The sequence below is a fragment of the Rhodococcus globerulus NBRC 14531 genome (genome assembly GCF_001894805.1).
GTDB classification, from domain to species: domain Bacteria; phylum Actinomycetota; class Actinomycetes; order Mycobacteriales; family Mycobacteriaceae; genus Rhodococcus_F; species Rhodococcus_F globerula.
The window spans coordinates 944,565-966,669 of sequence record NZ_BCWX01000002.1 but is presented as its reverse complement, the minus strand read 5'-3'; the positions used below and the strand labels follow the sequence as shown (position 1 = coordinate 966,669).

The 22,105-nt window shown below is 60.3% G+C and carries 16 protein-coding genes and 1 pseudogene; 8 read left to right on the top strand and 9 right to left on the bottom strand.

The annotated features are described in order from the left end of the window. Window positions 1-5: 5 nt before the first annotated feature. Window positions 6-2,744: a cation-translocating P-type ATPase gene (locus RG2_RS13105; RefSeq protein WP_307718107.1), complete on the bottom strand. Its 2,739-nt coding sequence runs from the start codon at window positions 2,742-2,744 to the stop codon at window positions 6-8. Window positions 2,745-3,023: 279 nt separating this feature from the next. Between RG2_RS13105 and RG2_RS13100 the strand changes: the two genes are divergently transcribed. Beyond that, the gene (locus RG2_RS13100; protein ID WP_051730695.1) at window positions 3,024-3,884 is read left to right on the top strand and encodes a slipin family protein; all 861 of its coding nucleotides are present in this window, start codon (window positions 3,024-3,026) and stop codon (window positions 3,882-3,884) included. A gap of 40 nt (window positions 3,885-3,924) precedes the next feature. Beyond that, window positions 3,925-4,551 carry an Rv1733c family protein gene (locus tag RG2_RS13095; RefSeq protein ID WP_033236223.1) on the top strand — a complete coding sequence of 209 codons (627 nt, stop codon included), beginning with the start codon at window positions 3,925-3,927 and terminating at the stop codon, window positions 4,549-4,551. A gap of 24 nt (window positions 4,552-4,575) precedes the next feature. On the opposite strand, the gene RG2_RS13090 is transcribed toward RG2_RS13095, so the two are convergent. Then, window positions 4,576-6,918 (bottom strand): heavy metal translocating P-type ATPase, encoded by a 2,343-nt coding sequence (locus RG2_RS13090; protein WP_033236222.1) that lies wholly within the window; start codon window positions 6,916-6,918, stop codon window positions 4,576-4,578. Between the two features lie 160 nt (window positions 6,919-7,078). Between RG2_RS13090 and RG2_RS13085 the strand changes: the two genes are divergently transcribed. Next, window positions 7,079-8,557, top strand: a complete 1,479-nt coding sequence (locus RG2_RS13085; RefSeq protein WP_051730686.1) for a bifunctional aminoglycoside phosphotransferase/ATP-binding protein — start codon at window positions 7,079-7,081, stop codon at window positions 8,555-8,557. Here RG2_RS13085 and RG2_RS13080 read toward each other — a convergent pair whose 3' ends face one another. The 5 genes from RG2_RS13080 to RG2_RS13060 all read right to left on the bottom strand — a co-directional run bounded on the left by RG2_RS13080 (window position 8,558) and on the right by RG2_RS13060 (window position 13,627). Continuing rightward, window positions 8,558-9,577, bottom strand: a complete 1,020-nt coding sequence (locus tag RG2_RS13080; protein ID WP_033236220.1) for an Acg family FMN-binding oxidoreductase — start codon at window positions 9,575-9,577, stop codon at window positions 8,558-8,560. Between the two features lie 120 nt (window positions 9,578-9,697). Further along, the gene (locus RG2_RS13075; RefSeq protein ID WP_033236219.1) at window positions 9,698-10,243 is read right to left on the bottom strand and encodes a flavodoxin domain-containing protein; all 546 of its coding nucleotides are present in this window, start codon (window positions 10,241-10,243) and stop codon (window positions 9,698-9,700) included. Between the two features lie 2 nt (window positions 10,244-10,245). Beyond that, on the bottom strand, window positions 10,246-11,937 hold the full coding sequence (locus RG2_RS13070; protein WP_080711823.1) for a sensor histidine kinase: 1,692 nt from the start codon (window positions 11,935-11,937) through the stop codon (window positions 10,246-10,248). Next, window positions 11,934-12,581 (bottom strand): response regulator transcription factor, encoded by a 648-nt coding sequence (locus RG2_RS13065; protein ID WP_033236218.1) that lies wholly within the window; start codon window positions 12,579-12,581, stop codon window positions 11,934-11,936. Before RG2_RS13065 ends, RG2_RS13070 begins: the two co-directional genes overlap by 4 nt. 74 nt (window positions 12,582-12,655) lie before the next feature. Then, a complete protein-coding gene (locus RG2_RS13060; RefSeq protein ID WP_033236217.1) occupies window positions 12,656-13,627 on the bottom strand; it encodes an Acg family FMN-binding oxidoreductase in 972 nt (323 codons plus the stop codon). A gap of 243 nt (window positions 13,628-13,870) precedes the next feature. Here RG2_RS13060 and RG2_RS13055 point away from each other — a divergent pair, with 243 nt between their 5' ends. Together RG2_RS13055 and RG2_RS13050 are read left to right on the top strand one after the other, a co-directional pair. Beyond that, window positions 13,871-14,761: a universal stress protein gene (locus RG2_RS13055; RefSeq protein WP_033236216.1), complete on the top strand. Its 891-nt coding sequence runs from the start codon at window positions 13,871-13,873 to the stop codon at window positions 14,759-14,761. 35 nt (window positions 14,762-14,796) lie between these two features. Then, window positions 14,797-15,795, top strand: coding sequence for a zinc-binding alcohol dehydrogenase family protein (locus RG2_RS13050; protein ID WP_033236215.1), 999 nt, complete (start codon window positions 14,797-14,799; stop codon window positions 15,793-15,795). Window positions 15,796-15,855: 60 nt separating this feature from the next. On the opposite strand, the pseudogene otsB reads toward RG2_RS13050, so the two are convergent. Both otsB and RG2_RS13040 read right to left on the bottom strand, forming a co-directional pair. Beyond that, a pseudogene (gene otsB, locus RG2_RS13045) lies at window positions 15,856-19,092 on the bottom strand (trehalose-phosphatase). Window positions 19,093-19,170: 78 nt separating this feature from the next. Further along, window positions 19,171-19,509 (bottom strand): hypothetical protein, encoded by a 339-nt coding sequence (locus RG2_RS13040; RefSeq protein ID WP_133637959.1) that lies wholly within the window; start codon window positions 19,507-19,509, stop codon window positions 19,171-19,173. A 384-nt stretch (window positions 19,510-19,893) separates the two neighbouring features. On the opposite strand from RG2_RS13040, the gene RG2_RS13035 reads away from it, so the two are divergent. The 3 genes from RG2_RS13035 to RG2_RS13025 are packed head-to-tail and all read left to right on the top strand — an operon-like array spanning window position 19,894 to window position 21,857. Further along, on the top strand, window positions 19,894-20,802 hold the full coding sequence (locus RG2_RS13035) for a universal stress protein (RefSeq protein WP_033236266.1): 909 nt from the start codon (window positions 19,894-19,896) through the stop codon (window positions 20,800-20,802). 47 nt (window positions 20,803-20,849) lie between these two features. After that, window positions 20,850-21,098 carry a hypothetical protein gene (locus RG2_RS13030; protein WP_033236213.1) on the top strand — a complete coding sequence of 83 codons (249 nt, stop codon included), beginning with the start codon at window positions 20,850-20,852 and terminating at the stop codon, window positions 21,096-21,098. 9 nt (window positions 21,099-21,107) lie between these two features. Then, window positions 21,108-21,857 carry an SDR family oxidoreductase gene (locus tag RG2_RS13025; protein WP_033236212.1) on the top strand — a complete coding sequence of 250 codons (750 nt, stop codon included), beginning with the start codon at window positions 21,108-21,110 and terminating at the stop codon, window positions 21,855-21,857. The last annotated feature ends 248 nt before the right edge of the window (window positions 21,858-22,105 follow it).

The window sequence follows — 22,105 nt, the reverse complement described above, 5'->3', positions numbered from 1 at the left end:
TTCGGCTACGCCTGCCCGGATCGGCGCCGCCGCGTCCACCTCCATATCTCGTCACACCCCCACACCAGGATCGGCAACGGCAGTAGCCACAGAACCTGGTACCACTCTGGTGTCACTGTTCCGAATACTCGCAGCAATGGCGGTACCGTCACCACAATGGCGGCGAATGCCACTTCGAACGCAATTCCCCACAGCAACAACCGATTCGAGAACAGTCCGATCTGCTGCAGAGACGCATGCTCGGTGCGCGATGCCATCGCCGTGCCGATCTGACAGGACACGATCCCGAGAAAACTCATTGTCGTGGCCAGCTTCCAGGTGTGCTCGAGCGAGCCAGTCGACACGTCCGCCCCGAAAGTCCACCCTCCTGATAGGAGAGTTGCCATGAACAGGCCCATGACTGCCGCTGCCGAGACCCCACCGAGCAATCCCCACGACCGAATCAGCATCGCTTTGTCCACGACATTTTGCGAGGCTTTTCGCGGCGCCCTGTCCATCAGTCCGGGTTCTTCTTGCTCGCGGCCCAGTGCCAACGCCGGCAACGTCTCGGTACCCAAGTCGATCGCCAGTATTTGCATCACTGTCAGAGGAAGCGGAATCTGCCCTCCGGACAGCGCGTAGACGAGAAAAGGCACCACTTCCGGTGTGGCGTGCGCAAAAATGTAGACGATGAACTTCCGGACGTTGTCGTAGACCCTGCGCCCTGCTTGGACGGCTTCGACGATGGTGGCGAAATTGTCGTCGGTGAGCACCATCGTCGCTGCTTCCCGGGCGACATCGGTGCCGGATCTGCCCATTGCGACCCCGATATCCGACCTTCGCAGTGCCGGAGCGTCGTTGACGCCGTCGCCGGTCATCGCGACCACATATCCACCGGCGCGTAGAGCGTCCGTTATCCGCAGCTTCTCCTCGGGCGAACTGCGCGCGAAGATGATCTCGTTTTCGGTGTAGAGGAGCGCGTCGAGGTCCTTCTCCGACATATCTTCGAGTTCAGCTCCGGTCACCACCTGCAAACCTCTGTGCCCGATCCCCACACTTTCGGCAATTCCGCGGGCGGTCAGGCCGTGATCGCCTGTCACCACGATGATGCGAATTCCGGCCGAATGGCATTTCGCTACAGCGTTCTTGACTTCGGGTCGTGGCGGATCGATCATCGCGGCGATGCCGAGCAACGTCATCTCTCGTTCGGCCTCGCCACGATCGAATAGTTCTCCGCCGGCAACGCTGACCGAGCGTTCTGCCACCGCGATCAGTCTCAGGCCCTCGCCTGCCCAATCATGCACCAGCGCAGCAAGGTCGGAGCGATCTTCAGCCGTAATGTTGCGCTGCGCCCGTTCGGGTTCTGCGATGTGCGTGCACAGGGACAGGATTTCCTCCGGCGCGCCCTTCGCGTAGATCTCGAACCGATCGTCGACTCGATCCACCGTCGACATCCGGCGTAGTTCGGGATCGAACGGGAAAGTGGCGTCATGGCCTTTCGTCGTGGGAGATAGAGGCTCGCCGATCAGAACCGCTGCGCGCAACATCGCCAACTCCGTGGGATCCCCGGTGCTCGTGTTCTCTCCGGTCGGCGTGTCGTCGCGTAGTTCAGCAGAGCAACAGGATGCGACGGCGTGTGCCATCCGGCGCGGCAGGGATTCGTCAGGCTGAGGTTGATTGTTTCCGTCGAAAGTGAGAACACCACCCGGTGTCCATATCTTGATCGTGTGCATACGGTTGACAGTCAGTGTCCCGGTCTTGTCGGTGCAGATCACGCTCGTGGAACCGAGCGTCTCGACCGCCGAAATCCGTTTGACCAGAGCACCCCTCCTGGCGAGTGTGCGTACTCCGACAGCCAAAGCCAGCGTGATGGTCGGCAGAAGTCCTTCCGGAACGTTGGCCACAAGGAGCCCGATTGCAAAGTTCACCGAATCCCTCCAGGACAGTCCCGCAATCAGACTCCCGAGTGGTATGAACGCCGCACCCATCACGACGGCCACGCAGGCAATCAGCCACGCCACCTTCTTCACTTGCTTCTCGAGCGGGCTTTCGTCCCGTCCTACCCGTTCGGACAGAGCCGCGATTCGTCCGATCTCAGTCTTCATGCCGGTGGCAAAGACCAATCCGATTGCCTTGCCGCCCAACACGTCCGTCCCGCTGAAGGCGATGTCCCGAGCCGCCACAAGAGGACCTGTGCCGCCACCTGAATCAGCGGAAATGGAGACGGGAATGGACTCTCCGGTCAGTGCCGACAGATTGACCTGGACGGAACCGGACACCAACCGTGCATCTGCCGATACCCGGCCCCCCTCGTCGAGAACGACAACATCGCCCGGAACGAGGGCCCGCGCGTCAACGACTGTCTCGACCCGGTCCCGCAACACTGTCGCCTGAGAAGGAAGGAATGCAGAGAGCGCCTCCACCGCTTGCTCGGCGTGTAATTCCTGGACGAACGCAAAGACCGCATTGACCAGAATCACGAAGACGATTGCCACGCCTAACGGGGTAGCGCCACTGACAACCGCGAGCGCCGAAGCCATCCACAGAAGCAGCGCGAGCGGATGAGTCAACTGCCGAAGCACCTGACCTGGCCACTCACGCCCGCGCCGACGCTGGAGTTCGTTCGGTCCGTGGACAATAGCTCGACGCTCCGCTTCCCTCAACGAGAGGCCGTGCCGACCTGACCTCAGATCACGAAACATCCGTTCGACGGATTCACGCGGATTCACCGCATCCGATTCCGAATCGATGACCGTTTCGGACACACGCACCTCCCACACGGATCGAAATTCCGCGAACAGTTACTCGGTTCGAGGTTTCTCCGTACACGAGCGCAATACCAGGGTCATCGGTCGTCAAATCGTGGCTCACGACCTGCCAGATCGGAATCGAGGTCGCAGGCCATGCAACTAGTGACATTCGACCATGTAGACGACGGTCAGATGGGCGCGAGGCTGGACGGTAAACGGAACACGTCCCTCACGTCCTGGCCTCCAGCGGGACTGGGCAGTTCGAGTCCGTTCTGCACAGAACCAGGAATCACCATGAACGCAACGATCGTCGTCGTCATCATCGTCATCGTCGTCGCATTTCTGCTTTTCGCCATGGCAGTGCGAGTGGTCACCCAGTACGAGCGCGGTGTTCACTTCCGGCTCGGAAGGATCATCGCGGTGCGCAATCCCGGCCTCACGCTCATCATTCCCGCGATCGACCGGATGACCAAGGTCTCCATGCGTATCGTTACGATGCCGATCCAATCGCAGGGAATCATCACCCGTGACAATGTAAGCGTCGACATTGCGGCAGTTGCCTACTACCGCGTCATCGATGCCGAGAAATCAGTGGTCACTATCGAAAATGTCAGTTCCGCCATCAACCAGATCGCCCAAACCACTCTTCGCAACGTAGTAGGTCAACACTCTCTCGACGAAGTCTTGTCCGAGACAGCGGTGATCAACACCAGCATTCGTCAGATACTCGACACAACCACGCTGGACTGGGGTGTCGAGGTAACGCTGGTAGAGCTCAAGGACATTCAGCTGCCCGAGAGCATGAAGCGAGCGATGGCTCGCGAAGCTGAGGCCGAACGGGAGAAGAGAGCGAAGATCATTGCAGCCGAAGGTGAAGCGCGTGCCGCCGCCGGACTCGGCGAAGCGTCGGACACCATGATGGCCCACCCGTTGGCACTCCAACTGCGTAATTTGCAGACCCTTGCCGAACTCGGTGTCGAGAAGAACACCACCGTCGTATTCCCCGCGCCGCTGATGAGCGCAATCGGCGAACTGGGGTCGTTCCTCCAACGGGAAACTACTTCTGCCGAAGAGCTGTCCAGCCGCGGGTCGAATGAAAACACCGTCAACGAAACAATCTTCGACGACAACGCCCTCAACACCATCCGTTCGTGACGTAGCCCGTCAACTCATGCCGCTCCGGAAGGCGGACACCATGCGCAGCTATCTGATTCGCTCGAGCACTCGGCCCATTCGCTGGTGGAATCAGGTGCCGTGGTCCTCGAACCGGCTGATGCGCCCCTCGGACCGACTCCTGTCCTCTCTGATTATCGCCGCATGCGCAATCGGCGCTCTCGGAATACCTGTCTCGGCGGCAATCGGGACTTCCGTCTACACATCCGGCCGAGCCCGAATCGAACAGCAGTACAACACCTACCGACAGTGGAACGGAACAGTCGCAAACACCTCTCCATCGGTTCCATCGACTCCCGAGATTCCAGCAACCCCGATAGGTTCGGAGACAACAGTTGCCGGTGCCGCGAGGAAAGTCGTGACGTGGACGGTGAACGGAAACTCCCGCACCGAACCGGTGATTGCACACTTCGGTGCGCATGCCGGTGACACGATCAAGGTCTGGACGAACGGCAACGGCGACCAGGTTCCACCACCACCAGAAACGTCGATTGCGGCCGTAGACGGAGTGGCCGCTGCGATCGTGTTGTACGGTGCGACCGTTTTCGCGATGTGCATGATGATTTCCGCAGCACGAACAATGATCGGTTGGCACAACGATCGGATGTGGGACATGGAGTGGAAGAACAAATTTCAGCAGCAGGCGTGAAAACTGAAAACCTCCGGAACGAAATCAACCACGCGCATCCTCATCCTCCGTTTCCGGCTCGTCGGCAAGAACGAAATAGCTTTGTTCCTCTTGGCGGAAGTGCAGCCTCAGTACGGCATACAGCCCGTACAGGCAGGCAAGGAGGTCTTGTACCTGATCCGCTTTCACCGCACCATTGAGGTCCGCGGTTCTGACGTGATAGCCCAACCTTCGACTGAGCCGCTCGATTTCGGCGTGCGCGCCGGCCATTGTCGCGATCGAATCCGCGCCACCAATCGAACGCTCCAGCATCGGGTAGAGATTCGCGCCCTCGGAACGCTCGTGGGGAAGAATCACGTCTTGGAGAAATCTGTCGGTCTCATGAAGTCGACGCAAAGCCGACGTACGATCTCCACTCACCACCGCCTCTGCGGTGACACGGATTACTTCCAGTTCATCTCGCATCTTTCGATGGTCAGAGGAAAATCCTCGGAGCATCGTCAACAACGGCGGATCGAGTACCGGAGCCGTGGATCTTCCGCCGTTCAGTGCACGTAACGCGTTGAGTATCACGGCAACATCGATCAACTCCTGTAACAAGGCACCGACTGCGGGAATCAGGAATCCGAAGGCAGCAAAGATCATCGCGGCGAGCGACAGTGTTGTTCCGAGTATCGCGCTCTGTAACGCGATTCGGCGGGATCGACGGGCAATGTCCATAGCGTCGGCAACGCGGGAGAGTCGATCGGTTGTCAGAACCACGTCGGCCGCCTCCGACGAAGCTGTCGCGCCGCGCGCGCCCATCGCGATTCCGACCGATGCTGCCGCCAAGGCCGGTGCGTCGTTGATTCCGTCACCGACCATCAGCGTCACCGCCTGGGCCGACTCTTCGCGGACACGTGCGACTTTGTCGTCCGGTTCTTGTTCTGCATGAACGCAATCGAGCCCCAATGCAGATCCGACCTCGACTGCGGGTTCTGGTCGGTCACCCGTCAGCATGACAATCTTGCGTATCCCGGCTGAGCGCAGTCGCCGTATCGTCCACGGCGCGTCCGTCCGTATCGGGTCGAGCAGGAGAATTGCGCCACTGAGAGTGCCGTCGACACTCACCCAGGCAATCACGGCTCCGTCCAGACGCGCACGATTCTCCACTGCGGCAACCCATTCGGGACGATCGACAGTCCCGTCAATTCTCCCCACTGTGACAATTCGGCCGTCGACCGTCGCAACAACACCATAACCGGGTCGCTCAGTCACCATTTCTGGTGTGCTGAGCGATAATCCACGTGTGCGGGCACTGCGAACGATCGCTTCCGCCAGAATGTGTGACGATACCTGATCGGCAGATGCCGCCAATCGAAGGAGCGTCGCACTGTCGTAGCTATCACCACATACAACATCTGATTGTGTCGGCTGTCCGCTGGTCAGAGTACCTGTCTTGTCGATAACGAGGGTGTGGGCGCTTCCGAGCTTCTCGAGCGCTCCACCCGACCTGACGATCACGCCGATGCGCGAAGCGCGCGAAAGTCCGGAGACAATGGCAACGGGAGCGGCCAACAACAACGGGCACGGCGTCGCGACAACCAGCACCGCGACAGCCCGAGGGAAGGAGTCACTGACGGCCCACGCGGAACCGGATATGATCAACGTGGCCGGAAGGAACCAACCCGCTACCCGATCAGCGAGTCGCACAACCGGTGCGCTCTCGGCTGCCGCGTCCTGCGCCAACCGAACGATTCCTGCGTAGGTGCTCGATTGCGCATCGCGACTTGCCTCGATGCGGCAGGCCCCACCGGCATTGACCGCACCGCTCCGCACGGCGTCGCTCACAGGTCTTTCCACGACGTTGGCCTCGCCGGTCAGTGCAGATTCGTCCAGCAGTGCCGGCTCGCCGACAATCCAACCGTCGGTGGGCACCACGCTGCCAGGCCCGACCAATATCAGATCTCCGGGACCGATCTCGTCGAGTTTCACTGTCTCGAGTTGTCCGTCATGCTCGCGTTGCGCAGTGCCCGGTACGTGGTCGCGAAGAGAACGCAGATCCCGCGTCGCTCTGCGGTTGGCTGCGGCGTCGAGCGTGCGACCGGTCGCCAACATGACGGCGATCAACGCACCGGCGAGATATTCGTCGATCCACAGCGTTCCGAGGAGGGAAAGGACGGCGATGACGTCCACGCCCACTCGACCTCGGCGTAGCGCATCGATGACCCACCATGCTGCGGGGATCACAGCCACGATCGCCCCCGCTGCCCACAATGCCTCCGCTGACGGACGACTGTCGAATACCCAGGCGAGAGCGCCGGCAGTCAACGTCGTGACCGTTACGACCAATAGGACCGTCTCTGCGTTGGACGGCAAACGCGCGAGCAGGTCTCGAGTCACCGGCATGATTCCAGCGTGGCTTGGCCGATCGAATATCCGGTAGTGCCGTAATGCCTGGTTCGATCACCGCAAGACCCCGTGACAACCGCCCCGGCTTCCGAACACACTTGAAGGCAAGAGGGGACGCAAACCGACACTGTCTCGGCAATTCGAGGAGCAAATTCAGGTGGATACGCGGGACTCGTACATCGATGTACACGAGACGACTACAGGTGTGGTCCTTCTTGTCCGTGAGCGCGCGTACAAGATCAAAAAAGCGCTATCGACCGCCTACCTGGATTTCGGAACACCTACGCAACGACAGACGGCGCTGCTCCGCGAACTCGAACTCAACCGCAGGATGAGCCCGGACGTGTATCTGGGCGTAACACAGCTCAACGATCCGCTCGACGCAACAAGAGAGCCGATACTGGTGATGGCCCGGATGCCTGAGGACCGGCGACTGTCATCGATGATCACCTCAGATCAGGACGCCGCGGGCGAAGTGCACAGTATCGCTTCCCTGATAGCCGATTTCCACCGCCGAGCTATCCGAGGCGCGTGGATAGACGAGCAAGCGACAGCAGAGAGTGTCGGCGCCCGGTGGAAATCGAACATTGCCGAACTACGAGAACTATGTGTCGGCACCGTTCCCGTCGGCAGCGTCGATGAGATCAACACAATGGCCGAGACGTTCTTGTTGGGCCGAACAGTGCTGTTCGACAGGAGAATTGCCGACGGACATATCGTTGACGGACACGGCGACCTGCTGTCCGACGACATATTCGTCCTTCCTGACGGTCCTCGAATCCTCGATTGCCTCGACTTCGACGACCAACTCAGATTCGTCGACACGATAGACGATGCAAGTTTCCTCGCCATGGACCTGGAATTCCTCGGGCGAGAGGATCTAGCGGACGAGTTTCTCACCACGATAGTCGCGCTGTCGCAGGATCTTCCACCGCGGGCGCTGATCGACCACTACATCGCATATCGTGCGACTGTCCGCGCGAAAGTCGATGCACTGCGTATGAGGCAAGGTGGAACGGGCAGCATCGCGCGACTCGAACGCCACCTCGCTCTTGCCTGTTCTCACCTTCGGCGTGCCGAGGTGCGGTTGTGCCTGGTCGGCGGACTCCCAGGTTCGGGTAAATCAACACTGTCGGTCGGTCTCGCCGAACATACCGGCGCTGTTGTCATTTCGAGTGACCGACTGCGTCGCGAACTGATGGAGGATGGCACACTCACCGGCGCGGCCGACGAGTACCGGCAAGGTCTCTACTCCCCCGCAGCTCTGGACACGGTCTATGCCGAGATGTTGGCACGGGCGCACCGGCAGCTGACGATGGGACAGTCCGTCATCCTGGATGCGACATGGTCAGATTCCAGGTATCGACACAACGCTCAGGGATTGTGTTTGTCCACGTCGTCGGCGTTGATAGAAATCTGCTGCAGTACGCCGTTACCTGTTGCTGTACAACGAATTGCGATGCGCACGGAATCGCTGTCCGACGCCACCGCCACAACGGCGGCCGCTATCGAAGCCGGACAGGATCCGTGGCCTGAATCCGTTTCGATCGACACCAACATCGACATCGACGTCAGCATCGAAGCCGCGGTGAATGTGTGGAATTCATCAGGGCATTCACCCGTCGACGGTGCGTAATCACGGTACGACGGTCAGGACCTCCTCGACCGTGCGCCTACCCGAGACAACGGGTTCTGTAGCTCCCAACTGCGCTTGCCCCGATGCTGTCTCCGCGGAATGCGATGATAATCCGATCCGGATCATGATCTGCGGATTCTGGAATGTCTCGCCCGACCTACATGCGACGTCGCGCACGATCTCCCGACTTGCCTCCACCTCCGTGAGGTGTGTCAGTGGACAGGTGGCGAGATGCGAGGCAGTTGCGTGTAGCAATACCGACGACACTGCCTGTCCCGCGTTCAACCAGTCTTTCGGCGTATCCGATGCAGTACTGAGCAGAACCAACGCAGCATTATCGCGTGCACCGCGTTGGATCTTCAGGTGCCCGGAAGGGAATGCTCGGGCGGATACGTCCTCGTGTGAGGAGAGCGCATCGGGCAATGCACCAAGAGGCACGCCGGACTCGGCACCATCCGGAGTAGTCCACGCCTCGAGTTCGTTCCAATAGGCGGTATCACTGCGGTGCTCCTGCGCGGCGATCCTGGACGCCTTGTCGAGCATCGCGCCGTAGCGGCGCACGATGACCGTCATAGACGCCTCGAATTCGCGCGCGTTCACTGCCAAACCGGTCAACGCCCCAGCCCGAGGTGGATCGAAGGGGCGTCTGTCGGTCCGTCGACGCTCCAAGGTCGAGAACAGGGCTGCGCTGGAACCTATCGGTTCCGCTCGACCCCGGAACGTGATCGAGGCCAACAGATCCGGGTCGGTGTGGTCAGGGAGTGTCACAACGATCGGTTCGAGGAGATTGTGTTCCAGAGCAACTCGCAGGTGATGGAGCGCTGCGCCACAGCTGATGACCAGTTGCCTACCGCTAGGGTCCTCGATTGGGATCGAGCGGCGACGATCGACGTACAGACTTAGTTCACCACGCCGCAATCGCCAGGACCACGGTTGAATGTTGTGGACGGACGGAGCCAGGCATGCGTATGAAACGGCACTCGAGATCGTTTCGGCATCCGCGCTTGCGTAGTGCACCATGTTCGATCACTCTCGTCTGGAATTTCCCACGGCAGAGCGCACCGCGGGCATCTTTCGATCGTGCGCCGATCGCCACTGGTCTCGCTACGGCCGTTGGTCATCATGATCATCACCCTGGCTTCAGGGCGAGTTCTCGAGTTCGTTTCGAAGGTTCGTGACGATTCCCTCGGCCCATTGTTCGATGTCGGACCAATCTCGCGCGTCACCGTACTTGCCGCCCATGAGGGCAAACACGCATCGCCCGAACAGTGGCCAATCGCCGCGTCTGACCACGCCGGCAAACTGTCGATGGTCGCGTAGGTCAGATCCTGACCTGAGTCGCGCGACGGTATTCGGCTCCCTGGCCGTCGCGCGAATGCGCCGCGTAAGTCGGTCAGCAACAAGACTCGATGTCTCGCCCCAGGTGGACACCGAGAACGCCCACACCGGTGGCACCTGTTCGCCGGCGAGCAGTCGATCCACCGCAGTGCGAGCCGGGGGCAACCAGTCCCGATCATGTACTGCACTGCCCAATATCACAGCGTCGAACCGGCCGAGATCTGAATCTTGTTCCGCCGAAACAATTTTCGTGTCCGCTCCCAGATTCTCACAGCATTCTCCGATCCTTCGGGCAATTCCTTCCGTGGATCCCTTGGCGCTCGCATACTCGATCAGAATCCGGGGCATCGTCACTCGCCCCTGTCTGGAAGCGGAACGGACCACACCAAGGTGGTGCCGGGGCGGGTGGTGTTGAGCAGGTCGAATGTTCCGTCGAGTTCTGCCGCACGCTCAGCCAAGTTGCGTAGTCCCCGCCGACGGATTCCTAACGGAACCCCGACTCCGTCATCGGCTATCGTCATCGTCAGATCATCGAGCACCTCGACAGTAACCGTCGCCGACGACGCATGCGCGTGCTTGACCACATTGCTGAGTCCTTCCCGCAGCACGGCTTCGACATGGTCCGCGACCTTCGGACTTACCACAGTAAGTGGACCTTTCACTTGCAGCGAGACCTTCAAGTCGGTGTCCGCGGTAACCTCGGCGATCACGCTGTGCAGACGGCCTCGAAGGGTGGGGACTTCATCCCCGAATGCATGCAGATCGAAGATAGTCCTACGTATGTCCTGAATGATGTCCTGCAAATCGTCAATAGTTGCCGTGAGCCTGCGCTGAACCTCCGGTGTCCGCGCACGTTGCAAGGTGCCTTGAATCGACAACCCGACCGCAAATACGCGTTGAATGACGTGATCATGGAGGTCACGCGCGATCCGATCACGGTCGGCGAGTACGTCGAGCTCACGTAACCGACGTTGATTATGGGCCAACCGAAGCGCGACCGCTCCCTGATCGGCAAATGCCGACATCTTCTCCACTTCGTCCGGTCGGTAAGCTTGGGACTCCCGAACTTTCAGGACAGCCAGTACTCCTGAGACCTGTTGTCCATCGCGTAGAGGGAGAACGATTGCCGGACCGTAATCATGTTCGTCGTCGAACCCCGGATCGAACGCCAGCGAGTTCGTGCTGATCGGCTTCTTCAGCCGGTAGGCCTGCCCTGACGTGGAGCAGTCCAACGGAATGCCGTGGCCGACGAGTAAGTCGGTGCCAGGGCCGCTCGCGACCGTGATGACCAATTCGACAGGATCAGCGGACGTCAGTTCCGGATCAGGTGGCACTGCCAGGAACGCGCAATCCGATTGTGTCAGTGACAGAGATCTGTCGGTGATGAGCTGAAGAACCGCGACTGGATCCGCACCTGCAAGCAAGGCCGTGACAACCTCACCTGTCGCATACTGCCACTGTTGCTTGATGTTTGCCTGTGCGTAGAGCTGTGAGTTTTCGATCGCGATCCCGGCTGCCGACGCGAGGATCTTTACGATCATCTCGTCGTGCTCGGTGAAGGACTGCCCGTTCGTCTTCTCTGTGAGATAGAGATTGCCGAACACCACCCCTCTGGTTTGGATCGGTACACCGAGAAAACTGTGCATCTGGGGGTGGTGCTGAGGGAACCCGACAGACGCCTCGTGCTGGGACAGATCGTCCAGACGCAAGGGTTTCGGGTCCGAGATCAGCACGCCGAGCACACCACGACCACGCGGGAGGTCCCCGATCTGCGCGCGAGTCGCCTCGTCGATTCCCTCGAACACGAATTGCTTCAATTCGTGACCTTCACCCAGGACACCGAGCGCACCGTGTTTTGCGTCGACCAAGGAAATTGCGGATTTGACGATGGTACGCAGCGTTACATCCAGATCAAGTCCTGCCGAGACTGCAAGCAACGCTTCCAAAAACCCGTCGACGCGAATGAGTTCGTCTGATCGGGCATCACATTCGTTTGGAGGATGTCCGAACAGTCTTTCGTGATCCAGCTCGTCGTTAGTCATTTCGGTGGCAGATGCTCATGCATTTTCGTAGCGAGAATCGCAGCTTGGGTGCGACGTTCGACACCCAGTTTGCTCAACAAACGCGAGACATAGTTTTTCACGGTCTTCTCCGCCAGGAACATCCTCGCGGCAATCTGCCTGTTCGTCAGACCCTCGCCCAGTAGACCCAGTAACACGCGCTCCTGATCGGTCAGTTCTTCGAAGGGGCCGTTCTTCTCCGCCGCATCGGTCCGAAGCTTCGCCATCAGCGCCGCGGCGGCACGGTTGTCGAGCAGCGACTTTCCCGATCCGACGTCATGGACGGCACGGGTCAGATCCAGCCCCTTGATGTCTTTCACGACATACCCACTGGCTCCGGCCAGGATCGCGTCCAGCATCGCCTGATCGTCTTCGAAGGAGGTGAGTATCAAGCACCGCAGTCCGGGCAGTTTCGAGAGCAACTCGCGACACAGTTCGATCCCGTTACCATCCGGCAACCGGACGTCGAGGACCGCAACATCGGGCACAAGAGCCGGGATCCGCGCCAGCGCATGCGCGTAGCTCGACGCTTCACCGACGACCCGCAGATCCGGATCGTCGTCGAGCAACTCCGCAAGACCACGACGCACAACTTCGTGGTCGTCGACCAGAAATACATCGATCATCGATACGTCCGTTCTCCCACGTGGATAGGCGCGATTACCCACACTCCCCGGCTACCCATCGCAGAGTGAACGAATCAGTAACTCCAGAAGACGTCGGTCACGGGTCGGCGCGGCGTCGGTTGTGGGCGGGTACCGGTCGGGGCCCGGCCGATACGCACAAGCATCTGCGGTGTTCCGATTTCGGGCACCATCCGTTGAATGATCGAACGACTTCTCGGCACTTCGGTCACATGAGACAGCGGACACGTCGCTGCCCCTCGCACCGTGGCATCGAGCAGAATCGCGGACAGGGCGTGGCCACAGCGCAACCAGTCCGTGCGACTGTCCGATGGCGTACCGAGCGCGAGCACTGTCGACTCGTCAGTAAATCCTGCCGCATCGGTCGGCGCATTCTGCCGCACGGGAAAGGTTCGGCCGATCGGAACCCCACCTGAACCTGCCACCAGGGACGTCTCCGGGATCCCTCCTGACGTCATGGAATGCCCAGCCCACCAATGCAGCTCGGTTTGATATTCCGCGTCGTACCGTCGAGCAGCCGCCGTCGACCGCGTTGCCTCGACAAGACCTTCCCTCTGAGCTTCATCCAAGGCGATAACGCTGACGTTCAACTCCTGCGCCTGGTCGACAGCGCTCACGATCAGAGCGTCGATCCCCTCAAAAGTACCGAAAGCCCGGCGATCAGTCCGACGACGGCGAATCGCCGTCAGCATGTCGAAGTCATGCGAGCGCGGACGCGCATCACGCCGGAAGCCGATCGTGGCAAGCAAGTCCGGGGAGATGGCGCGGCGTTCGTATCGAATGTCAGTAGTCCACCGCAAGCCAAGCAAACCCACACTCAGATGGTGCAGCGCGGCACCACAACTGATGTGCAATTGTCGACCGGTGGGATCAGCTGCCGGAAGTAGCCTGGTGCGGTCACCGAAAAGCTTCAGCTCACCACCAGAGTGCTCCCATCGCCACGGCTGACTGTTGTGCAAAGAGGGTGCCCGACATGCCAACTCGACGGCAAGCTGCAACACGCTCGAATCGGGTCTGGTGATGTCCATTTCCCCTTCTCCTCCAGTGTCAACCGAACAAAGGTTCCGGATACTGCTGTCAGTAGAAGCGTCGCAGCACCGAGGCATCTACAGAAGTGCCGATTGTCACCGCCTCACAGATATCGGAAACCAGATAACGCGCAGAAGGGAATGACACCGGAAATGACTTTCTCCTCTGCTGTCAGGACTGCCACTAGCCGACGATTCAATAACAGTCCCGTCGTTCTTGCCTCGAGCCGAAGGAGATCAGCCGTGAGAATCAACCCCTCTGTAGTTGTCGGATACGACGGATCGGCGCAATCACGTCAGGCAGTGTCCTGGGGTGCGCGCGACGCTGCTCTTCGCAGCGCGCCCCTACTTGTAGTGACCACCATGTTCACCCCCTCGAACTACGGTGTTCCGATCGGCATGCCTGCTCTCTACTTCGACGAGCAGGCGGCATCGGCGAAAAGACGCTTGGCGGAAGCAACCGAACTGGCGACCGCCGCAGCGGGAGAGCATGAACTCGCGGTCGACGTCGAACTTGCCAACGATCCACCTGTCGTCGTTCTCCGTGAAATCTCCAAGACTGCAAGATTATTGGCTGTAGGAACCCGGGGTCATGGAGAATTCACGGGCGGGTTGGTGGGTTCGGTGAGCTCATCCCTGGCGGTGCACGCGCTATGTCCTGTGGTCGTCCTTCGTGGAAACTTCGACGAGGACCAAGACACCGACACACGTCCTGTCGTCGTCGGTGTCGACGGAAGCGTGCACAGTGAACCCGCTATCGCCGCAGCCTTCGAAGAAGCCTCACTGCGAGGGGTCGACCTCGTCGCGGTACACGCCTGGTCGGATATCGCCCTCGACGTTGTTTTCTCGAAGTTCCGGGAAGTCGATTGGGAGGCACGCCACGACACCGAACGCGCCCTCACCGCGGAAAGCCTCGCCGGATACGGTGACCGATACCCGGACGTGCGTGTGACAACCGTAGTGGTCAAGGACAAGCCAGGCAAGAATCTGATCGACCATTCCGGACGCGCACAATTGATCGTTCTCGGTCGCCGTGGGCGCGGCGGATTCAGTGGAATGCTCCTCGGAAGCACCTGCCGAGAAGTTCTACACGAGGCACAGTGTCCACTGATGATCGTCAACAGTCATCGGTGACCGACGTGAGCCACAGCGCCCGACCTTCGGCATCTATGACAGCGTGGCAGGCACGCAACCCCGGAACGATCAGAACCCATCCCCTGGTCGAGGTACGGACCCTGCGCCCGACGATCGGCGCCGGCGAAATTCTGGTTCGAGTTCTCGCGTGCGGGGTGTGCCGCACCGATCTCCATGTCGCCGAAGGTGATCTGCCGGTACACCGAGTCTGTGTGATCCCGGGCCACGAAATTGTCGGGGTGGTCGAGGAGGTCGGAAGCAGCGTCGAGTCGTTCGCTCCCGGTGACCGCGTCGGAATTCCCTGGTTGCATTCGACGTGCGGCCGATGCCGTTACTGCCTTCGCGGCGCAGAGAACTTGTGCCCGCATTCGACGTACACCGGCTGGGATGTCGATGGCGGATACGCCGAATACGTCTGCGCATCAGCAGAGTTCGCACTCTCCCTGCCATCCGGATACTCCGATGTCGAACTGGCGCCGCTACTCTGCGCAGGAATCATCGGGTTTCGTGCCCTGAACCGTGCGTCCCTGCCAGAGGATGGCCGACTGGGAATCTACGGCTTCGGCGGGAGCGCCCACATCGCCGCCCAGGTAGCACTTGCCCGAGGAGCAGAAGTACATGTCATGACACGCAGCAAATCTGCGCGTGCCCTTGCGACCAGCCTGGGTGCCACCTCCGTACAGGGCGCGTACGACCGCCCTCCAACGGTGCTCGATTCGTCCCTCCTCTTTGCACCGGTCGGTGACCTCGTTCCCACCGCACTCGAAGCGTTGGACCGAGGTGGAATCCTCTCGATCGCCGGCATACACCTCTCGGACGTCCCGTCTCTGAACTATCAGAGGCACCTGTTCTACGAACGCGAGATACGTTCGGTCACAGCGAATACTCGCCGCGATGCCGTCGAATTCCTCGAATTCGCCGGGCGCCATCACCTGGACATCAGCACCGTCACCTATCCTCTCGACCAAGCCAATCGCGCCTTGGTCGATCTTGCAGCAGACAGAACTATCGGTGCCGCAGTGCTCGTGCCATGACAACCCAGGACCGCAATACACCACGATGAGCGATGAACAGACGGCCGAAAGACCTGGCCGCTAGGTCAGTTGGACTGTGGCGCCCGGGTGAAGTTGCACGACCTGACCACGGCACTCGACCTCGATTGGTGGCTGGGTCCCCGCCGCGGCGCTGACCTGCACTACCTTGCGATTGATACACAGACGCAGTCGATGGCCCCGGTAGAAAATGGGAAACTCGAGGGTGCCTAGTTGCTCCGGCCAGTGCGGGGAAAAGATGAGTCGGTCACCTCGCGTCTCGAGCCCGGTAAAACATCGTTGCAGCAGATCGACACTGCCGGCCATGGCAGCTAAGTGAATTCCCTCCGCGGTGGTTCCCCCCTGAATATCGGCGATGTCGGATTTGAGCGCCAGGTCGAAGAACTCCATCGCGCGATCGCGGTTTGCTCGTGCCAGCACCCAGGAATGGACAACGCCACTCAGCGTCGAGCCGTGCGAAGTGCGTGCCATGTAGTAGTCGATGGTTCTCGGTATGGCGTCACCGGCGAACTCATAGCCCAAACCGCCGAGGATGAACCGTAACTCGTCGGAGGAGAGCAGGTAGAACAGCATCATGACGTCGGCTTGCTTCGATGCCTTGTAGCAGTTGACGTCGTCACCCTCGGCCTCGAGTATTCGATCGAGGCGTTGGATGTCGCTGTAGCGGCGGCGATACTCTTCCCAATTCAGTTCCGGAAGGTCGGCATATCCCTCGAACTGGCTGATGACCTGATCGTGAAACGGGACGAACATGTGGGCAGTGATATCCCTCCACCGATCGATTTCCACTGTGGTCAGTCCCAGCGTCCGAGTCAGGTCCGAGCGAATCTGAAGCGGGACCACGTTGAGCGCTTCGAGTGCCTGCAGCATCACCCAGACCGACATGACATTGGTATATGCGTTGTTATCGATCCCACCGAAAGGGGCGTTCGGGTATCCGGAGTGGAACTCGTCAGGGCCGATGACGCCTCGGATGACATATCGACCGAGCGCCTAGTCGAAGGAGGTGAGGCTGGCGTAGAAACGTGCAATTTCCACCAAAACCTCTGCACCGCAATCGATCAGGTACTCCATATCTCCAGTGACCTGATAGTACTGCCATACGTTGTAGGCGATCGCGATGCCGATATGGTGCTGGCGCCGACTTGGGTCCGGGTGCCAGCGACCGGATCTCGGATTGAGATGCAGTTGCTGGCTCTCCTCTCGACCGTCACTGCCCGACTGCCACGGGAACATCGCGCCCTGGTGACCGGCTTCGCTCGCCGCCCGGCGGGCCTCCCCCAAACGGCGGTATCGATACCGCAGCAATGATCGGGTCAGCGTGGGCATCCGAAGGTTCAGCACCGAAAAAACGAACAGCTCGTCCCAGAAGATATGGCCTCGATACGCCTCCCCATGCAGTCCGCGTGCCGGTACGCCTACGTCACGGTCGGCGGTGTTCGGTGAGACCGACTGCAACACGTGAAGGGCATGGAACCGTACGACGCGCAGCGCGTGGCCGTGGCCCTCGAAGTCGATGCCCATACGGTCCCACAGAGACACCAGCGCCAGCACATGACGGTCGAGCACCACATCGAAACGGCCCAGCCGGGAGAGCCAGCGTTCGGCTTCGTCAGCTGGCTCGGACACCGCGTGATCACGGCCGGTGAACACGGTCACCATTTTCTCGAGAGTGACAGAACAGCCCGTGTCGAGGTCCACGGTGATGTCGTGCCCGATGCGGCCGTCGCCCTCGACTAGCCGGTATCGGCTTGGGAAGGGATCGCCGTCACGCCACACCGTATTCCGGGCTGCCATCGCCACCGGTATTCGAGATTGGTTGGTCTGCACCACAAGCAGCACCGAGTCGTTGGAGAGTGCGGCGGCCTTCGTCAGTGCGAGGTGACGGCTGCTGAGTCCGCGGTAGCGCTCGACCAGTGTGTTTTCGACCGTGCCGTCGAGTTCCGAACGGATCTCGAGTCGGCCCGACCAGTTTTCGGCCACAATTGTCATCTCGAGGGCACAGGCATGCGAGAGGTGCATGGCAACAAATCTTCGCTGGACGATCGTGGTGGTGTGACCCGCGTTGTCGCGGATCCGGAAGCGGCGAGTGAGAATTGCCCGGCGAAGATCAAAGTACTGATGGAATTCGAGCACTTCCGCAGTGTCGAGTTTGAACCACGGCCCGCCGTCGATCCGGAATGTCACCGGCAACCAGTTGGGCAGGTTCACCATGCTTTCGTTGTCGAGGGTGCTCCCGGTTATTTCGTCCTGGAGACGGTTGAATATGCCGGACGCGTACGTACCCGGGTAGTGCCCGGCGCCTGCGCTGGATTCAGGTGCGCAACCGCGAGTGGCGAAAGCACCGTTACCTACCGTGCAGAGTGCCTCTCGAAGTTTCTCGGTGTTCGGGTCGTACCCGTCGAAGAACACTGTCCAAGGATCACTCGGCTCCGGCACTGTCGCCGAATGGCTTCCCAGCAGATCGGCCAGCCATTGCAACAGGTGGCAGACCTCGTCGGGGCTGTCGACCGCGAATCTGGCAGCCGACCGTCGATCGCCGTCCTCGAAGTGACGCACCACGATACCGACTCCGAGGTCCGCCACCGCGGCAAAGGCATCCTCGTCGGTGAAGTCGTCGCCGATATAAATCGGCAGTACGTTGTCGGTGTCTGTGAGGTGGTCGAGAATCCAGTCCAGTGTCTGGCCTTTGTCCCAGTCGACGTCGGGGCGAAGCTCGGCGACCTTGCGCCCGCTGGTGACACGGAGCCCGGCTCGATCCGCGACTTTGTGGACCGTGGCGACCACCTCGTCGACCATGTCCATATCCACTGTTCGGTAATGGACGGCAACAGTAAAATTCTTGTGCTCCACTACAACTCCCGGAATGCTGGACAGGCGGTCTCGAAGCATGTGCGTGGCACGTTCGAGATCCGGCACCGACGACAGGGCTGTGTCGTTCCGGTAGTGATGTCCGCCTGGTCCGACGACTTCGAAACCGTGACTCCCCGCATACCAGATCCCGGTCATGCCAACTCGAGTCTGTATGTCTGACAGATCGCGGCCGCTGATCACACCTACCGGGCAGCAGTGTGCGAGCCGGGCAAGCTCGTGTGCGACACCGTCGACCAGGGTGGCAGCGGCCGGGTCGTTCACGATGTTCGAGAGTGTGCCGTCGAAGTCCAGGAATACTGCTGGCTGCCGGGAACGCACAAGGGCGGTCAACTGATCTCGGGATGCCAAAGCTTCCGGTATCTCCGACATTCGGCGGCCGAGCGGGCTTGCCGGAGCCCGTGTCATCGAGTCAGCTCCAACGGCGTGTGCACAATGTTCTCTCTCCTGGTTTCCGTGATGTCGGAGTGGTTCGGTGGCGATGCCTCAGTTGACCGGTCCCACTACAAACCCTGCTTTCGCAAGATCTGCAAACGCAGGGTCCGTGCGTGAACCGTCGTCCCGAACCTCGACGTATCGCGCGGAATACCCCCGCGGGTCGGGTGCGCTGCCGACCTCCGGTCGCCTCTCGAGCACCACGGCGCCCGGCCACCGTGCATGCACAGCGGCGCTCAAGAGCGTTCCGTCGACGACACCTACCGAAATCGGGCCACCCTCACCGACCACTACGACTCTCCGGCCGTCGGTCATCATCCACACACCGACGGGAAACGACCGAGCCTCACCCGGTCCGTCGATGACCACCATCTCACCTATCGCGCTCACACAGTGTGCAGACTCCCGAGATTCCATTGTGCTTGTGCCCTCCTGCGTTGGCGTCATCGATCACAGGGTGATCGTCACTCTTGACGTTAGTGGGATAACCCGCGTCAAACCCGTGCCGTCGGAACACAAGTGAGATGGTCCAAAGGCCCTTTTTCATGCACCTGGTGACTCTCGCGTCAGGCAGGTCGCCGCGGAACAATTCGAGTTGGGAACCGATCGTTCTCCGGCAAACTCGATCGCACTGTCCTCGGATTCGGCGAATAGCTCGCATCCCGGGCGGAGCTCCGGAAGAGGACTTCCGCATTGGGCGTCGGTGCACAGTTGGGCAGAATCGATTATCGACACACCCCGGCGAACACGCCACTTGGAACCGGAAGGCAACTCATGACCATGCGCGCACCGATTGTCGTCGGAGTCGACTGTTCCGACGCCGCGTCGAACGCCGTTCGGTGGGCTGCTCGAGAAGCCGCGCTACGGGCACGCCCACTGCACCTGGTCGCCACGATGCCCGGTACGGAAACTACTTTCCGAAACGCCGTAGCGCTGCAAGCACCTGAGTTCCCGGATCAACGCTACGAAGGTGAGGAACGGCTCTCGAAAGCCCATGCGGAGGCACTGAACTCAGCCGAGTCCACACGACTCACCATCGTCAAGCACTTGAGATTCGGCAATGCTGTCGAACTGCTGCTGGACGAATCGCACGACGCCGCAATGCTTGTCGTGGGGTCGCACGGGCTTGATCAATTCGCATCAGGTGTCCTCGGCTCCACAAGCGCGGCAGTGGTGTTGCATGCTCCATGTCCGGTGGCGATCGTCCGACACATTACTGGCGCGAACCGATCGCCGCTCGACGGTCCGGTGGTAGTGGGTGTCGACGGCACGGAAAACAGCGAACCTGCCATCGCCGAAGCATTCGAAGCTGCATCCCTGCACGGAGTCGATCTCGTTGCAGTCCATGCCTGGCGCGATTCTCATCTCACGACCGCCTTCACCTCCGACCCCAACGGTGTCGCCCTCGACTGGGACGCGATCGCTACCGCCGAACACGCCGTGCTCGCTGAACGACTCGCCGGGTGGAAAGAAAAGTACCCCGATGTCGCGGTTCGGCGGGTCGTCGTCAAAGACCGCCCTGCACGGCAGTTGAATGCCGAATCGACATCAGCACAACTCGTCGTCGTGGGACGACGCGGGCGCGGCGGAATTTCTTCGATGCTTCTCGGTTCCACAAGCCGGCACCTCATGCATACGGTGTCGTGCCCTCTGTTGATCGTCCATTCCCCCGTTGCTTCCTGACCGAAAATCCGACCACCACTAAGCACATCAGACTGATCGGGCTGACAATGACCACACACCTCGAACCGTCCGCATCCCCAGAGACATCGCAGTCCGCACAGCGATCCCTGACCGTCAACCGCCTCGCCGCCGAGTTCTCCGGACGCATCTCCCCGGAATGTATCGACATCGTCGTCGAGGGCGCTCTGGCCGACCTGTCATGGGAATCGTCGAAGGCTCTCCTCGAATTGAGCGAACGCCTCGCTCGTCAACGGATCATCAGTTACCTCGACAGCAAGGCCAATAACTTCGACTGAGAGGGCGCCGTGAACGACGTCAAGGGAAAAAGTGCACTCGTCACCGGTGGGGCGCGCGGGATGGGCGCAGCTATAGCCAAAGCCCTGTCGGAAGAAGGTATCGGAGTCCTGATCGGAGACCTCCTTGATACAGAGGGCGAAAAAAGCGCAGCGAAGCTGGGCAACCAGGTGGCCTTCCAACGTCTCGACGTCACACAAACCGAAAGCTGGAAATCCGCCATCGACACAGCAGAAACGACATTCGGCCCCCTGTCCGTTCTCGTCAACAATGCAGGCATTCTCGAGTCCGGCAGCATTCAAGAGCAACATCCGACGCAGTTCAGACACGTCCTGAACACCAACCTGTACGGCGCCTGGCTCGGAATGCATTGCGCTGCACAGTCACTGATCAGATCAGACAGTGGCGCCATCGTGAATATTTCCTCCACCGCTGCTCTGACCGGCTACGGAGGACTCGGAGCGTACGTTGCAAGCCAGTGGGGCCTTCGAGGGCTTACGAAGACTGCCGCGCTTGACTTCAGCCCGTACAACATACGGGTCTGCTCCGTTCACCCCGGACCGATCGACAATGCAATGACAGCGCCATTCGGTTCCTCATGCATTGCCGAGCAACCGATCCCGCGCTGCGGAAGCCCCGAGGAGGTTGCCTCGATGGTGCGGTTCATAGTCTGCGAAGCGACGTACTCGACCGGCTCCGAATTCATCCTCGACGGCGGGTGCACATCGGGGTTCGCTCACCCTGTTCCCGATACAAAATGACGAATCGGCCAGATGACACACGTAAGCGGGTCCTCCGGTTTGATTCACATGTGAAGGCCGCAGGGGTTTGCGGCGCTTTCAGAAAATTCAAGAGCAGGGCGCCGATTACGCCCGAGCGAAGGCAGGTCAGCTGCCTCTCATGTCGGTGATCAGCCACGTGGACGAGAGAAAAACAACAAACAGACCCCGCTGACAGGGATGGGAGTCGCGACTAGCGGGGTCTGGCACCGTCGACAACGTCGATGACG